We start from the raw sequence: 15,204 nt of genomic DNA, 5'->3' as shown, positions 1-15,204 counted from the left end.
TTATCGTCAATTGGACGTTCCGCTTTCCAGAATGCTGACGATGGAGAACAGCGTGAAACAGATGCCGCCTAATCCTGCCAATACGCGTGCGGGAACAAAGTAGACATCATTCAGCGTTGTCATTTCAAACAGAAAAGCAGAGAGGAAAAGACAAGTAAGCGCGGTGAGCACCGGAATGAGCGGAATTCGGTTTGCCAGCTTAAAGACGTTCCGCCAAATAACAGCCAGCAGAATTACTTTGCTGGATATACTGTAACAAACTAAACCCAGACCTATCATAATGTATCCGGTGGAAGACTTGCCCGGGTCGGCATTCGTCAGCACCCAAAGTCCCCACAGGATACTCAGTGTACCCATCACCAATACGAGGGCGGGCCACCATTTCCGTTCGGCACCACTATAAGAGTTACGTATCTGCCGGACAATGGTAGCAACCAGTGCAACCAGGCTCGTACAGATACATGCCAGTCCGGCCATTACGTGTCCGGCCACATAGTAAGCGGTGTGGATATCGCTTTGTCCCAATAACCAGAATGCCCAAACCCATGTGATGACGGCGAAAACAACAGCCAGAATGATGAGTATGTCCGCCTGTGCCGAAGAGAATGACTTGGCAGGTACGGCATGGTCCGTCTTTTTGGAATTTTGCGTGATGAAGGTGAAGCGGGTGGAAGAGGTGGCAGTGGTGGCTACACATGCAGTAATGAAAGCTACCCCGCAGATGACATGTCCCGCAACGAAATGGGCCACCGTACTGCCGTCATTAATGTATGTCATTCCACCGATGAAACACACCACGGCAGCCAGATAGCCGATGATGGGCAGGGCATATTTTGCCGCCGTACTATACGTGTGGATAATCTGCCGGATGATGGTACCTGCCGTAGCGAACAGCGCGATACATATCATTCCTAAAGAGAAGACCACGGGTCCCGCAACGAATCGGTTCGTGTCCGTCCCCATGTCGAGCACAAAGGCTCCGTAGCCGAAACAAAAAAGGGCCATCAGCAATGGGATAGCCCTGAAAAGGATACTAATACCGTAATTCATAACTGTTATCGTTTTTAAGTTTCCCCTTCCAACAGTATTCCTTATGGTTTGTTTTCGGTTTTAATATTTATTTATTTCCGTATGATATTCTCCTGTACTTTCCAAGAACTTTGCAAGATATTCATTTGTTTGTATTTATACTTACTAACAACTTAACGTCAAATAAATTATGTGTAAGATCAATATGTTTCTCATCACAGCACTCCTGGTTATCCTGTCGATAATACCTCATAATCGTGCAAATGCTTGTACCCGTGTAGTCTATCATGGTGATAATAATATGATAATAACCGGTCGTACTATGGATTGGAAAGAAGATACCCGTAGTAATATCTGGATTTTCCCGCGAGGTATGGAGCGCAACGGAGAGGTAGGTAAGGACCCGATGCGTTGGAAATCTAAATACGGCAGTGTGATAACCTCGGCTTATGACATCTGTAGCACTGACGGTATGAATGAAAAAGGACTCGTTGCCAATCTGTTGTGGCTGGCAGAATCATCCTATCCCCAGTGGAACGGTGAGAGGCCGGCCTTGTCCATAGCCGCCTGGGTGCAATATATGCTTGATAATTTTGCAACGGTGGATGAGGCTGTTGCCGAGGTAGAAAAGAATACTTTCGATGTGGTGTCGGATATGATGCCCGACGGTACGCGTATGGCTACCCTTCATCTTTCCATTTCGGACGCTACGGGTGATAATGCTATTTTTGAGTATGTAGGCGGAAAGTTGGATATTCATCATAGCAAAGCATATCAGGTTATGACAAACTCACCTGTGTTTGGTCAGCAACTGGCGCTTGATGATTACTGGAAGAATATTGGAGGAACCACTTTTTTGCCGGGTACCAATCGTGCTGCCGACCGTTTTGTGAGAGCTTCTTTCTATATAAATGCTATTCCTAAAACAGAAGATACCCGTACAGCCTTGGCCAGTGTATTCAGCGTGATACGCAATACTTCCGTTCCGTTCGGTATCAGCACTCCTGATCAGCCGAATATTTCTTCAACCCGATGGAGGACGGTTTCCGATCAGAAGGATAAAGTTTATTACTTTGAATCTACTTTATATCCCAATGTTTTTTGGGTTGACTTTAAGGATGTGGATTTCTCAGAGAAAGCGCCTGTCAAGAAGTTGAATCTTCTTTCCGGTAAAACGTATGCGGGAAATACTGCCAAAGAGTTTGTTGCTGCAAAACCTTTCCGGTTCTTGGGAATCAAATAGTATGGATTTTACGCTCATAAAAAAAATGAAATGCACCCTGACTACGCTTAGAAAGGGTGCATCTCTGCAAAACAAACAAACAGTTTCAACCTTTTATGATCAAAACTGAGATATACTATATATACTACGAATATATCTTAGGTTTTCTATCCAAAAAACCTTGTATCTGCAAAGGAAGCTAATTTTGAAAGAAATGTCCCTAATTCTTTTTTACTTGTTATAAATAAAAGTCTCCGGGTGTATAAATAAAAATCTAAATCATTTGGATATTAGATATTTATATATCTTGTGATTTTGGGCGGACGGTAAATAAAAAAGCACTTCCTGTCGTTCGCTCACGGAGGAAGTGCTTCACACAAAAACTAAACTAGACTTAACTAAACTATTCTATTGGGGGAAGTTTCACAACTTCCTTTATCTGTTCGATGCAAAGGTAAAAAAACATTTTTTAATATGCAATAGGAAATTATATTTTGTCGACAGATTCGGATATTTTATCGACAAATGAATGTTATTTCTTAGCTCCTTTTATCCAGGAAGGTTTGAAATACCTGTTTATAACTATCGCTGACAGGGATATACGTTTTATCAAACACAATTCGTCCCCGATCAATAACTCTTATTTTTTCTTTCTGTACAATATAAGATCTGTGAACCCGCATGAAACGGGATGTTGGTAATAATTCCTCCATCGATTTCATACTCATAAGCGATAAAATAGGCCGGGCTGTATCTTCTGTATAAATCTTAACATAATCCTTCAAACCTTCTACATAAAGTATCTTTTTAAGTTCTATTTGTACTAGTTTATAATCACTTTTTACAAATATACTTTCTATTTCTTCTTTAGGCTGTTGCAATAGTTCAAACCATTGTACGGCTTTATTAGCTGCCTGCAAGAAATCTACGTAAGAAATAGGTTTTAGCAGATAATCCAAAGCATTCACCTTATAACCGTCAATAGCATATTGCTCAAAAGCGGTGCTAAAAACGATGCGGGTATGTGCATCCACCATTTTAGAGAATTCCAGACCGTTAAGTTCAGGCATCTGTATGTCAAGGAAAAGCAAATCCACTTGCTTATCCGGCAGTTCCTTCATAGCCTGTACGGCACTGGAATACTTTCCTTTCAATGTCAGGAACGGAGTTTTGTTGACGTAGCTTTCCAGTAAATTTAAAGCTAAAGGTTCGTCATCTACTATGGCACAAGTCAGATTCATACTTACTACTTAATACTTAATACTTAAAACCGATTTATATTCTTTCCCATCATCGCTCACTCCCTGATTCCATTCATACTGTCCGGGATAAGTTAATTCCAGGCGTTTCCGCACTTGCTCCAGTCCTATGCCACTTCCACTTTTGTCAGTCTGGCTTTTGGGGTGGTAGCTGTTGGTAATTTCGCAGCATACCTGACCGGGGCTTTCACTGAAATGGATGTGGATAAAACTGGGTTCGGTGGGAGAGATGCCATGCTTGAAGGCATTCTCTATGAGGGAGATGAAAATGAGCGGGGCTATTTCCGTACGACTATCAGCAGGAACATCTATTTGCGTCTCTACGGTTACGTTTGCGGAGAGGCGGATGCGCATCAGTTCAATGTAGTTGCGGATGAAATCCATCTCTTTGCCAAGAGAGACGAAATTCTGTTGGTTGTCGTATAGGACGTGACGCAGCAGGCGGCTTAATTCCTGAATGGCGGCTTGTGCTTTATCGCTGTCGAAGGCGATAAGGGCATAGATGTTGTTCAGGGTGTTGAGCAGGAAGTGCGGATTCAGTTGATTACGCAAGTTTTTCAGTTCCGCTTCCGTACGGCTCTTCTCGGCTTCCCGGCGTGCAGCTTCTACTTTTATCCAACGGCCACTCATACGGATAGCGGCTGCCAGCCCTACGGTGAGAACCATTGAGAAGACATCACGCAGGATGAAGATCCAGCTGGGAGGCCCGGGACGTTTGTGAGCTTCGGGTTTCACATACGTATGGAAGATGAAATCTTGCCAAAAGTGTACACCGACAGCTGTGCAAAGTATGAGCAGAAGATTCAGTACTACATATTGCTTGATGCGTCCCTCAAATAAGAAATGAGGGATGAAGAAACAGTAGTTTATGTAGAACACGATCAGGAATGATATCGGAACCGCACTGCCATGACGTAAATAGTCTACCCAGCTTATCGTAAATCCGCCACGATTCATCAGCAGAAACGGGAAAGCGAAAACGATTCCCCATCCGATGATGTGGATGAGAACTTCTACAATCCGGCGAGGTTGGGAGTCTTGCATAATCATGTTACAAAAATAATAATTTTAATGAAGAATGAAGAATGAGGAATGAAGAATTTCCATACAAATATGACTGCGCGGCATAATTCTTCATTCTTCATTTTTCATTCTTCATTTATTCGTATCTTATAGCCTCTATCGGGTCCAGATCCGCCGCCTTCTTAGCCGGATACCAGCCGAAGAATACACCGGTGACCGTACAAACGGCGAAGGAGAGGAATACACTCCATGCCTGGATGTAGATAGGCCAGTGGGCTACGTTCTTTACGATGAAGGAGGCTCCGCAGCCAATGACGACTCCGATGATACCACCTGTGATACTGATAAGGATGGCCTCGATCAGGAATTGCGAGAGAATATCCACACCACGGGCACCGACAGACATACGCAGACCGATTTCACGGGTACGCTCCGTCACGCTGACGTACATGATGTTCATGATACCGATACCACCTACTACCAGGGAGATACCGGCGATACATGCCAGAAGTGTCGTCATCAGGTCGGTAGTGGAGTTCAGCATGGTGCTGAGTTCCTGTTGGCTGCGAATGGTGAAGTCGTCGTCATCACTCTCTTTCAGCTTATGGTTGCGGCGCAGGATGGTGGTGATTTCATCCGTTGCATAATCCGTCATATCCTCGGAGAGGGCGGAGGCGAAGACACCTTGCAGGTATGTGACGGCAAGCATACGTTTCATTACCGTGGTATAAGGTGCCAGTACGATTTCGTCCTGGTCCATACCCATGGAGTTATAGCCTTTGGCTTTAAGTACGCCCACTACGCGCAGGGGCACCTGGTTGAAACGGATGATATGTCCGATAGGGTCCTGTCCGTTCGGGAAAAGGTTGTCCACAATGGTCTTACCGATGATGCAGACTTTGGCGGCACTCTGAATGTCCGCTTCGGTAAACATCTCGCCACTCTCTACGCTCAACTGGCGGATTTCGAGATATTCGGTACCTACACCATTTACAGAGGCAGGATAGTTATTGTTTCCTGCAATGAGCTGTCCGCTGGACGATACATTGGGGCTGACGGCTGCCAGGAAGTTGGTTTCATCCCGCAGGGCTTCGTAATCGGTCAGCTTCAGTGTCTGCATGGACGAGGCATCCTGGCGGACACCGCCACGCGTATCACCACCCGGATGAATCATAATCATATTCGAACCCATTTCCGCGATCTGTGCCTGAATACTTTTCTTCGAACCTTGCCCGATGGCGAGCATGGTGATGACGGATGCCACACCGATGATGATACCCAGCATGGTGAGGAAGGCGCGAAGCTTATTGTTGGCAAGGGCGCGGAGGGCTATTTTGAAAAGGTTTGTTCCGTTCATTGTTTTTTTTAGTTACGGGCTACAAGCTACAAGCTACGAGTGCTTGGCAGCATGGCAGCGCAGCTACTTGTAACTCGTAGCTGGTAGCTTGTAGCTGGTTTATCAATCTTCATCACTTTTTGGCAGCGCTGCCAGAGCTTCTGCCGCTGAAAGGATTTTCGGGTTCACCGTATCTTCCGTCACGTGCCCGTCGCGCAGACGGATATTCCGGCTACTGTATTGAGCTATTTCGGGGTTATGGGTGACAAATATAATCGTACGTCCTTCGGCATGCAGTTTCTGGAAGAGAACCAATATATCAAAAGAAGTACGTGTATCCAGATTACCCGTTGCTTCATCGGCAAGGATTACCGCAGGGTTGTTCACCAGGGCACGGGCGATGGCTACACGCTGCATCTGTCCACCGGACATCTGGTTCGACTTATGTTCCAGGCGGTCGCCGAGCCCCACTGCTTGCAGGGCTTCGATGGCGCGTTGCCTGCGTTCGGCTGCTGAGACGGAGGCGTTGTACATCAGGGGCAATTCCACATTCTCTACGGCAGTGGTCTTTGCCAACAGATTGTAGCTCTGGAAGACAAAGCCTATCTTCCGGTTCCGCAGGATGGCGCGTTGAGGTTTGCTCATGGTGCGTACGGATATGCCATCCAGCAGATATTCGCCGCTGGTGGGAGTATCTAGGCAGCCCAGGGTGTTCAACAGCGTTGACTTACCGGAGCCGGATGTACCCATGATGGTCACGAACTCCCCTTCGGTGATGGAGAAGGAGACGCCACGCAGGGCATGGACCGTTTCATCGCCCACCTGAAAGTCGCGCCGGATATTTTGTAATTCTATAACTGTTTTGCTCATTGTTTCGGAATTGTTTCGTTGAATAAATTAAGTTACGAGCTACGAGCTACCAGTAACGAGTTGCTGCGCTGTACTCGTGGGCGAATAATAATTCGCCCGGCTATCACGCCGAAAGGTACTTGTCACTTGTAGCTTGTAGCTCGTTACTTATCGCGCTTTGCGCGATAAATTATCATTTACTATTCTTTTTCTTATTATTTCCCGGAGGGCCCGGCATGAAAGGACTTCTTTCGCCATCTCCCTGTCCTTCGGCTATAGTGGTTTCGGCACCTGTGCTAATCACCGCATCGGATACTATTTGTGTACCTTCGTTGATACCGCCTGTAATTTCGGTGACAATCCCGTTAGAGATACCTATGCTGACCGGGTGTGCAGTGAATGTGTCACCTTCACGAGTCCAGACTTTATGTTCACCTTCGCAATCTTTAACCACTGCATTCGATCCTACCAGTGGAACGGCAGGCGTAAAGCGCAGCGCTTTTGCCGGAACGCTCAGTACTCCTTGTTTATCCAGAGTGTAGATAGTGATGTTTGCCGTCAGCCTCGGTTTCAGCTTCAAGTCCGGATTGTGGGCGGAGATGACTACTTCATAAGTAACTACCGTAGTGGTGGTAGTGGTGCTGCTTGAACTGCTTGTGGCTCCCAGACGAATCTGTGTCACTTTTCCTTCGAACACATCATTCGGATAAGCGTCTACCGTGAAACTTACACGCTGTCCTTCTTCCACATCGCCTATATCGGCTTCATCCACGTCAGCTACTACCTGCATCTGTGTCAGGTCGGCAGCGATGGTGAAGAGGGTCGGGGTTTCGAAGCCGGAAGCTACCGTCTGTCCTTCTTCCACATCGCGGCTGATGACAACGCCGTCGATAGGAGAGGTGATGGTTGCGTATGACAGATTGCGCTCTGCTTTGGCCAGAGAGGCTTTACTGCTGTCGAAGGCGCTCTTTGCTTTCTGGTAGTTATAAAGACTTTGCTCGTAATCCGTATCACTGATGAGTTGTTTCTCATGCAATCCTTTGTTACGCTCGTAATTCTTCTGTTGATATTCATATTCGGCTTTGGCACCGTCGTAAGTAGCCTTTTGCGATGCTAATTCGCTTTGCAGGGTTACTTTGTCCATTTCGGCAATGAGCTGCCCTTTGGTTACTACTGAGTTATAGTCTGCGTACAACCTATCGATGATACCGCTGACCTGTGTACCTACTTCCACTTCGGTCACCGGTTCGATAGTGCCTGTGGCCGTCACGGAATTGGAGATGTTGGCGCGGTCTACGGTGGCCGTCTCATATACCACTTTCCGCTTTTTGGCTTGTCCGCCAAATGCCCAAATAGCTATGCCGGCTACAATAATGACTCCGACCGCTAAGCTGATAATTTTCTTTTTATTCATACCTTATGTTTCTTATCTCGTTGAATGATATATTATATCTCTGAATTAATTTTTACATTGTACCTTGTTCCCGAATCAGTCGTTACTTCATCCTAAATCAGTCGTTACCTTATCCTATTTCAGTCGTTACTTCATCCTATTTCAGTCGTTACCTTATTCTGGTTATTCTAAAATAATTGATAATCAGGGAATTGAAATCGAATGAGCTACTGGGAAATATGCTGACATGTAGGTTCGTTTACGTCATACGGTTACAACTGTATGCCTTCGCCCTGGTAGAAGCGGAGCAACTGTGCATTCAGTATTGCCATGTACTTGGCTTGCAGTGTTTCCTGCTGTGCGTTGAGCAGATTATTCTTCTCAGTCAGCAGTTCCACGGTATTCTTCATGCCCAGGTTGAATTGTTCCTGAATCAGATCGTAACTGGTCTGTGTGCTGCGCAATTTCTCGGCAGCGGCAACATATTGCTGCTGTGCGCTGTTGGCATCCAGCCAAAGGTTTTCTATGGTCTTGTATAAAGTCTTCTGCTGATCCTGCAAGTCCAGTTCACTGGTCTGCTTTTGCAGACGGGCCTTTTGCACGGCACTCTTGGTCTGACGGTTGGTGAAGATGGGGATACTTACGGTCAGTCCCAGTGAGTTGTTCCAATTATTCTTTACCTGTTCGGAGAAGGAAAAGTCGTTGCCGTTGGCATTCGTTGTACCGATACCTGCGCTGAGGCTTAATGTCGGAATATATCCCGCTTTAGCGATGCTGATGTCAAGGTCGGATGCCTTAACATTCAGTTTGCCCGACTCTATCTCCGGGCGGAAAGTGAGGGCGGCTTGATACACATCCGTCTTGGTGGGTAGGGGTATCAATACATTCTCATCTCCCAGTGAGGGCAGATACAGGTTCATTTCCTTTTCACCATCCAGTTCAAGTAGTTGTTTCAGTTGTAGTTTATAGTCCTGAAGGGTGGCTTGTGCCGTCACTAACTGATATTTATCTGTACTGACCTGTGCATCCAGTTGCGCAAGGTCACTCTTGGCGATGCTTCCGGCTTCCAACAATTGCTGTCCGCGGTCACGTTCGGCCTGGCTGACGGCAAGTGTATTTTCGTTCACTTTCACAGCTTCGGCGGCATAGAGTATCTGTACGTATATCTGTGCGATGCTTTCCTCGATGGAATTTTCACTCTCGGCAACGTTGAGCTCGGCGATGCGATTGTTCAGTTGCTGTTGCTTGATGGTGTTCAGACGTTTGCTACCGTTGTAAAGAGTCCAGTTGGCATCAATGCCATAACTGCCGTTGTACGAGGTTTTACTGCTACTGCTGGTGATGTTGTCGCCACTGATGATGGTACCGCTTTCACTGTTCGGGCGGTTCACAATGCGCTGGCTGATACTTGCCGAGAGGCTGGGAAAAAGAGCAGCCTTGGCCGTTTTTACATCTACTTCTGCGCTTTCCGCACTGATACGGTTACGCTTCAGGGTGATGTTGTGTTGCAAGGCATAGTCGATGCAAGTCTGCAAATCCCACTGAGCGGGAAGTGCAGTGTCAGCTTCGGGAGCGGCATCGGATGCCGTTAACTCTTGCGATGCAATGGGAGCGGCGTCCTGTGCCCGCAGTGTCGTGCTGCCGACACAGGCGCTTGCTACGCAGAGTGTTATCACTGTCAATCTTCTTACGTTTCTCATATCTTCGTTATGCTATATTGTTTAACGCTTGCGAAGATACGGTGTCGGAAAATGCCCCGCAAAAGAGATAGACAGTTCTGAATTTTTCGTCGTCGGAATGCTTTTTTGTGTCGATGACTAACTTTTTACCCTTTTATTTGTTATTTAATATATAAAAGTTTTATATTTGTAATGATTATAAATTTTCTATTATGAAGAATACAGTCCTGAAAATCTGGCGTTTTTACGTCGATGGTTTCCGAGGTATGACACTTGGGAGAACCTTATGGTTCATTATTCTGGTGAAACTCTTCATCATGTTCTTCATATTGCGCCTTTTCTTCTTTCCCAATTATCTGAATACGCCGGCCGTAGGCGGGGATAAAGAAGAGTATGTGGGCAGGGAGCTCATCCATCGTGCTATTGGTGATCCGCCAGGCGAAGCAATAGCTCCTTTAACTCCTGAGTAAAGCAACTAACAATTAATAACTATAACTCGATTTCTTATGCTTGAACACATCGACACTTCTCTGATTGACTGGTCGAGGGCACAATTTGCACTGACCGCTATTTATCATTGGATTTTTGTGCCGCTCACGCTGGGGCTGGCAGTCATCATGGGTATCATGGAGACCATGTATTATCGTACGGGTGATGAGTTTTGGAAACGCACCGCCAAGTTTTGGATGAAACTATTCGGTATCAACTTTGCCATAGGCGTGGCGACGGGACTGATTCTGGAGTTTGAGTTCGGAACCAACTGGAGCAATTACAGCTGGTTTGTGGGCGATATCTTCGGGGCGCCGCTTGCTATCGAAGGCATTCTGGCCTTCTTTATGGAGGCTACTTTCATCGCGGTCATGTTCTTTGGCTGGGACAAGGTGAGCAAGAAGTTTCACCTGGCATCTACCTGGCTGACGGGACTTGGTGCTACGATTTCGGCCTGGTGGATACTTGTGGCAAATGCATGGATGCAAAATCCGGTGGGGATGGAGTTCAATCCGGATACAGTGAGAAATGAGATGGTGGACTTTTGGGCAGTGGCTTTGTCGCCTACGGCGGTGAATAAGTTTTTCCATACGGTGTTGTCCGGCTGGGTGCTGGGTGCCGTGTTTGTGGTAGGTGTGGCGTGCTGGTTTCTGCTGAAGAAGCGGAATAAGAAGTTCGCATTGTCCAGCATAAAGATAGCTGCCTGGGTAGGTTTAGTTTCGGCCCTGCTCTCTGCATGGACGGGAGACGGTTCGGGCTATCAGGTGGCACAGACGCAGCCGATGAAGTTGGCTGCCATGGAAGGATATTATGAGGGGCAGCAGGGGGCCGGATTGGTTGCCATCGGTATGCTGAATCCTGAAAAAAAGACTTATAATGACGGACAGGATCCTTTCCTGTTCAGAATAGAGATACCAAAGATGCTTTCGTTACTGGCGGAAAGGAAGTTGGATGGATTCGTGCCCGGTATCACGGATCTTATTGAGGGTGGTTATCAGTTGAAGGATGGAACGCAGGCACTTTCTGCCGAGGAGAAGATAGAACGCGGGAAAACAGCGATTGGTGCGCTGGCTGCTTATCGTGCCGCACAGGCTGCGGATAACGATGCCGAAGCTGTGGAAGCTGCCAAGGTGTTGAAGGAAAATGTAGCTTATTTTGGTTATGGATATATTAAGGATGTAAATGACCTGGTGCCTAATGTGCCACTGACATTCTATGCATTTCGCGTGATGGTGATGTTGGGCGGATACTTTATACTATTCTTTATAGTTGTATTGTTCCTGGCATACAAGCGGGATTTGTCAAAAATGAAATGGATGCACTGGGTAGCTCTGCTGACTATTCCATTGGGCTATCTGGCCGGACAAGCCGGATGGGTGGTTGCCGAATGTGGGCGTCAGCCATGGGCCATACAGGATATGCTGCCTGTAAATGCAGCTATCTCAAAGTTGGATGTCGGCTCCGTGCAGACAACATTCTTCATCTTTCTGGTATTGTTTACCGTCATGCTGATAGCCGAAATCGGTATCTTGCTGAAAGCGATAAAGAAAGGACCGGAAAATGAGGATTAATTAAGACTTAATCTTTAATACTTAATACTTAAATTATATGACCTACGTTTTTCTACAACAATATTGGTGGTTCGTGGTATCATTGCTGGGAGCCCTTCTTGTATTCCTGCTGTTTGTGCAGGGTGGTAATTCGCTTATTTTCTGCCTGGGCAAGACGGAAGAGCACAGGAAAATGATGATTAACTCTACCGGTCGGAAGTGGGAGTTTACGTTCACTACGCTGGTAACGTTTGGTGGTGCGTTCTTTGCATCTTTCCCATTGTTTTATAGCACGAGTTTTGGTGGTGCGTACTGGCTTTGGATGATTATTCTGTTCAGTTTTGTGTTGCAGGCTGTCAGCTATGAGTTCCAGAGCAAGGCGGGAAATCTGCTGGGAAAGAATACATACCGTACATTCCTGGTGATTAATGGAGTAGTAGGTCCGGTGCTGCTGGGCGGTGCGGTGGCTACGTTTTTCACCGGTTCGGAGTTTTATATCGATAAGGGGAATATGACGAATACGGTGATGCCGGTTATCAGTCATTGGGCAAATGGCTGGCATGGTCTGGATGCGTTGACTAATCCATGGAATGTAGTGCTTGGGTTGGCGGTGTTCTTCCTGGCTCGTATTCTGGGAGCTCTTTACTTTATTAATAATATTGATGATAAAGATCTGGTGGCACGTAGCCGCCGTTCGTTGATAGGTAATTCCGTGCTGTTCCTGGTGTTCTTCCTGTCGTTTGTTATCCGCACGCTGTTGGCAGATGGATATGCGGTGAATCCGGAGACGGGTGAAGTCTTTATGGAACCATATAAGTATCTGACGAACTTTATCGAAATGCCGCTGGTATTGGTGTTGTTCCTGATAGGAGTGGTGCTGGTGCTGTTCGGTATAGGAAAGAGTTTGTTGAAGACAAAGTTTGATAAAGGTATCTGGTTTACGGGCATAGGTACGGTGCTGGCGGTACTTGCATTGTTGCTGGTTGCAGGATATAATAATACGGCTTATTATCCTTCTACCAATGATTTGCAGAGTTCACTGACGTTGGCAAACAGTTGCTCCAGCCAGTTTACGCTGAGGGTAATGTTCTATGTTTCCTTCCTGGTTCCGTTTGTTCTTGCGTATATCTTCTATGCTTGGAGAAGTATTGATATACATAAGATTAGTGAAAAGGAAATGAAAGATGGAGGACATGCGTATTAGATAGTTACGAGTTACGGGCTACAAGCTACGAGTAGCTGCGCTGTCACACTGAAAAGTACTCATAGCTTGTAGCCCGTAACTCGTAACTATTTATAATGTACCTGTTGCATCCCGATCAGCCTGTCGTACCTTTCTCCAAAGGCCCGGTGGTAAACAAGGATCAGATATTCATTCTCTGTCTCATAGAAATTCCCCTCTGCCTGTGCAGTACTTCCTGCGGTGGTACTGGGAGCCACATATAAGTATTGATAATTATACGCTCCCTGTTTCAGCAATTGCGTGCATTCATAAGCATGCGCTTCTGCATTATACTTCAACCGACTCTCTTCATTAAAATTATCATAAGTAAAAGCTCCTTGCAGATAGAAGTTCCCTTCAGTTAGCGGGTTCTCCCATAGCAAAGAGAAATGAACGAAGAAGTAATCTGCTTCCGTAGCATTATCTACCGCCTCGTCATATCGTATTACGAAGCGTCCGTTCTGATCCTGATCGTAACTGTAGTTTAGTAAGCGAGGCTCGTCCGGGCGGAGTGTGACATGATAGTAAGGAGCATGATAACGAATACTCTCCACACCTTGCGAAGCATAGCGGGTACTCACCATTTCAAAACGCCGGTACTCGTTTCCCGCAGGAAATATCAAGGCCCGGTTATGTTCGTAACGTAGCTGATCAGGACCAATATAGGAAGGGTGCAGATTCGTTACCCAGTTATCCGTACGATTATCCTGTAAGACGTGTACTTTGACTTCATTCTGCGGATTGCGGATAGGATATCCTTTATACTGAATACTAAAACTCACCTGCTGGTGCGTCTTATTCCGGTCTATCTCAGTGTCACTGCTGACTTGTGCCGATACGTTCACCTCCTTTTGCAATACCCGGAAGCAGGTAGTGAAAGCCGGCTTATTCTTTCCCTCCGCATCGTCATAAACCGTCAGACGGTAGTTACCCGAAAGTTTCAGTTGTACCTGGTCGTTAGGAAGTGTCAGACGGTAATGCGTGTAGGGCAGGGTAGTATTGACGGAAATATCATGATCTTCTATCGGATTGTCATTGAAACCGTCCAGATATTCTGTTTCGGAAAGATCCGAAGGTGTCCAGTCCGCATTGCAGTGTGTGAGGATGTACTGGTAGCGGTGGTAATCGTGAGTCAGGTGGTCGAAAGATATTTCTACAGTTTCATTCTCTCCCAGCCGGATGACGGCAGGAGACATATAATCATTGTTGGCAATGACCTGCACTGTATGTATATGCTGATTATAAACCTCCGTACGCTGGGCATGCACCCCGCAACAGATGATACAAATCAAGAATAGCGACAAGACTTTTTTCATTCCTTACCATATTAAGCATACAAATATACACAGATTATTTCTTTTTCTTCTTCTCAGTCTTCTGCTTCTTGACTTCTTTCTTTTCTACCGGAGGGAATTTGGGAACCAATTTCATCAATCTCAGGATTTGCGACTGTCTCCGCAGAATGTAAGCTGACGGATGCGCCGAATCAAAACGTATAGGATTGGGGAGTGTTGCCGCTATCAATGCACATTGTCCCGCAGTCAGTTTGGCGGCAGTGGTATGGAACTTATATTTGGCGGCAGCTTCTGCTCCATAAATACCTTGTCCCATTTCGATGGAGTTGAGATAAACTTCCATAATCCGTTCTTTCGACCAGCATAGTTCTATCAACCAGGTGAAATAAACTTCGAATCCCTTTCGTATCCATGAGGATTGCGGCCAAAGGAATACATTCTTTGCGGTCTGTTGGCTAATAGTACTGGCACCCCGTTTCCGTTTGCGGGTTTCATTCTCTTTCATGGCCTTTTTTATCTCTTCGAAATCGAAGCCGTTGTGGGTGGCAAAGCGATTATCTTCCGAAGCGATAACTGCCATCGGCAAGTGAGGGGAGATCTTATCGAAAGAAACCCAAGTATGATGCCATACCGGCTTTTCGCCTTTGAAGAGTTGCTGGGTACTGCGGATTACCATGAGGGGAGTGGTGTAAACAGGGATAAAGCGATACAGCACCACTGCCAGAATAGTGGAAATAAAGAAAAAGAGTATCAGGTTGCGGACTATCCGCAAGACTTTCTTTATACTCATTGTCGTGATTTTTAATGTTAAAAAGCTACGAGTTACAAAAAGCTACAAGCTACGAGTTACAAGCTACA

At 46.2% G+C, this 15,204-nt stretch carries 13 protein-coding genes; 4 read left to right on the top strand and 9 right to left on the bottom strand.

Annotation, left to right across the window (positions count from 1 at the left end):
• Positions 1 to 6: 6 nt before the first annotated feature.
• Entirely contained in the window at positions 7 to 1,050 is a 1,044-nt protein-coding gene (locus tag K6V21_RS21895) for a DUF2776 family protein (RefSeq protein WP_007213544.1), read from the bottom strand.
• A 184-nt stretch (positions 1,051 to 1,234) separates the two neighbouring features.
• Here K6V21_RS21895 and K6V21_RS21890 point away from each other — a divergent pair, with 184 nt between their 5' ends.
• Positions 1,235 to 2,272: a linear amide C-N hydrolase gene (locus K6V21_RS21890; RefSeq protein ID WP_224322079.1), complete on the top strand. Its 1,038-nt coding sequence runs from the start codon at positions 1,235 to 1,237 to the stop codon at positions 2,270 to 2,272.
• 518 nt (positions 2,273 to 2,790) lie between these two features.
• Here K6V21_RS21890 and K6V21_RS21885 read toward each other — a convergent pair.
• The 6 genes from K6V21_RS21885 to K6V21_RS21860 form a co-directional block, all read right to left on the bottom strand.
• Positions 2,791 to 3,492, bottom strand: coding sequence for a LytR/AlgR family response regulator transcription factor (locus tag K6V21_RS21885; RefSeq protein WP_217713633.1), 702 nt, complete (start codon positions 3,490 to 3,492; stop codon positions 2,791 to 2,793).
• A 9-nt stretch (positions 3,493 to 3,501) separates the two neighbouring features.
• The gene (locus K6V21_RS21880) at positions 3,502 to 4,560 is read right to left on the bottom strand and encodes a sensor histidine kinase (RefSeq protein ID WP_217713634.1); all 1,059 of its coding nucleotides are present in this window, start codon (positions 4,558 to 4,560) and stop codon (positions 3,502 to 3,504) included.
• Positions 4,561 to 4,669: 109 nt separating this feature from the next.
• Positions 4,670 to 5,890 (bottom strand): ABC transporter permease, encoded by a 1,221-nt coding sequence (locus K6V21_RS21875; RefSeq protein WP_044270557.1) that lies wholly within the window; start codon positions 5,888 to 5,890, stop codon positions 4,670 to 4,672.
• 102 nt (positions 5,891 to 5,992) lie between these two features.
• Positions 5,993 to 6,739, bottom strand: coding sequence for an ABC transporter ATP-binding protein (locus tag K6V21_RS21870; RefSeq protein ID WP_044270558.1), 747 nt, complete (start codon positions 6,737 to 6,739; stop codon positions 5,993 to 5,995).
• Positions 6,740 to 6,911: 172 nt separating this feature from the next.
• Positions 6,912 to 8,132 carry an efflux RND transporter periplasmic adaptor subunit gene (locus K6V21_RS21865; RefSeq protein ID WP_224319857.1) on the bottom strand — a complete coding sequence of 407 codons (1,221 nt, stop codon included), beginning with the start codon at positions 8,130 to 8,132 and terminating at the stop codon, positions 6,912 to 6,914.
• Positions 8,133 to 8,383: 251 nt separating this feature from the next.
• Positions 8,384 to 9,811 (bottom strand): TolC family protein, encoded by a 1,428-nt coding sequence (locus K6V21_RS21860; protein WP_224319856.1) that lies wholly within the window; start codon positions 9,809 to 9,811, stop codon positions 8,384 to 8,386.
• A 191-nt stretch (positions 9,812 to 10,002) separates the two neighbouring features.
• Here K6V21_RS21860 and K6V21_RS21855 point away from each other — a divergent pair, with 191 nt between their 5' ends.
• The 3 genes from K6V21_RS21855 to K6V21_RS21845 are packed head-to-tail and all read left to right on the top strand — an operon-like array spanning position 10,003 to position 13,033.
• Positions 10,003 to 10,260, top strand: coding sequence for a DUF4492 domain-containing protein (locus K6V21_RS21855; RefSeq protein ID WP_217713636.1), 258 nt, complete (start codon positions 10,003 to 10,005; stop codon positions 10,258 to 10,260).
• A gap of 36 nt (positions 10,261 to 10,296) precedes the next feature.
• Positions 10,297 to 11,850 carry a cytochrome ubiquinol oxidase subunit I gene (locus K6V21_RS21850; protein WP_217713637.1) on the top strand — a complete coding sequence of 518 codons (1,554 nt, stop codon included), beginning with the start codon at positions 10,297 to 10,299 and terminating at the stop codon, positions 11,848 to 11,850.
• A 37-nt stretch (positions 11,851 to 11,887) separates the two neighbouring features.
• Complete coding sequence (locus K6V21_RS21845) at positions 11,888 to 13,033, top strand: cytochrome d ubiquinol oxidase subunit II (RefSeq protein ID WP_007213588.1); 1,146 nt, start codon at positions 11,888 to 11,890, stop codon at positions 13,031 to 13,033.
• An 86-nt stretch (positions 13,034 to 13,119) separates the two neighbouring features.
• On the opposite strand, the gene K6V21_RS21840 is transcribed toward K6V21_RS21845, so the two are convergent.
• Together K6V21_RS21840 and mtgA are read right to left on the bottom strand one after the other, a co-directional pair.
• A complete protein-coding gene (locus K6V21_RS21840; RefSeq protein ID WP_224319855.1) occupies positions 13,120 to 14,367 on the bottom strand; it encodes a DUF5103 domain-containing protein in 1,248 nt (415 codons plus the stop codon).
• 34 nt (positions 14,368 to 14,401) lie between these two features.
• Positions 14,402 to 15,136 (bottom strand): monofunctional biosynthetic peptidoglycan transglycosylase, encoded by a 735-nt coding sequence (gene mtgA, locus K6V21_RS21835; protein ID WP_224319854.1) that lies wholly within the window; start codon positions 15,134 to 15,136, stop codon positions 14,402 to 14,404.
• Positions 15,137 to 15,204 lie beyond the last annotated feature (68 nt).

Origin of the sequence: Bacteroides cellulosilyticus (assembly GCF_020091405.1) — a bacterium.
Taxonomy (GTDB): Bacteria; Bacteroidota; Bacteroidia; order Bacteroidales; family Bacteroidaceae; genus Bacteroides.
This window is presented reverse-complemented; position numbering and strand designations above follow the sequence as displayed.

Excerpts from the sequence above, each read along its gene's own strand:
- K6V21_RS21895 (WP_007213544.1), bottom strand. The coding sequence starts at position 1,050 with ATGAATTACGGTATTAGTATCCTTTTCAGGGCTATCCCATTGCTGATG.
- K6V21_RS21890 (WP_224322079.1), top strand. The coding sequence starts at position 1,235 with ATGTTTCTCATCACAGCACTCCTGGTTATCCTGTCGATAATACCTCAT.
- K6V21_RS21885 (WP_217713633.1), bottom strand. The coding sequence starts at position 3,492 with ATGAATCTGACTTGTGCCATAGTAGATGACGAACCTTTAGCTTTAAAT.
- K6V21_RS21880 (WP_217713634.1), bottom strand. The coding sequence starts at position 4,560 with ATGATTATGCAAGACTCCCAACCTCGCCGGATTGTAGAAGTTCTCATC.
- K6V21_RS21875 (WP_044270557.1), bottom strand. The coding sequence starts at position 5,890 with ATGAACGGAACAAACCTTTTCAAAATAGCCCTCCGCGCCCTTGCCAAC.
- K6V21_RS21870 (WP_044270558.1), bottom strand. The coding sequence starts at position 6,739 with ATGAGCAAAACAGTTATAGAATTACAAAATATCCGGCGCGACTTTCAG.
- K6V21_RS21865 (WP_224319857.1), bottom strand. The coding sequence starts at position 8,132 with ATGAATAAAAAGAAAATTATCAGCTTAGCGGTCGGAGTCATTATTGTA.
- K6V21_RS21860 (WP_224319856.1), bottom strand. The coding sequence starts at position 9,811 with ATGAGAAACGTAAGAAGATTGACAGTGATAACACTCTGCGTAGCAAGC.
- K6V21_RS21855 (WP_217713636.1), top strand. The coding sequence starts at position 10,003 with ATGAAGAATACAGTCCTGAAAATCTGGCGTTTTTACGTCGATGGTTTC.
- K6V21_RS21850 (WP_217713637.1), top strand. The coding sequence starts at position 10,297 with ATGCTTGAACACATCGACACTTCTCTGATTGACTGGTCGAGGGCACAA.
- K6V21_RS21845 (WP_007213588.1), top strand. The coding sequence starts at position 11,888 with ATGACCTACGTTTTTCTACAACAATATTGGTGGTTCGTGGTATCATTG.
- K6V21_RS21840 (WP_224319855.1), bottom strand. The coding sequence starts at position 14,367 with ATGAAAAAAGTCTTGTCGCTATTCTTGATTTGTATCATCTGTTGCGGG.
- mtgA (WP_224319854.1), bottom strand. The coding sequence starts at position 15,136 with ATGAGTATAAAGAAAGTCTTGCGGATAGTCCGCAACCTGATACTCTTT.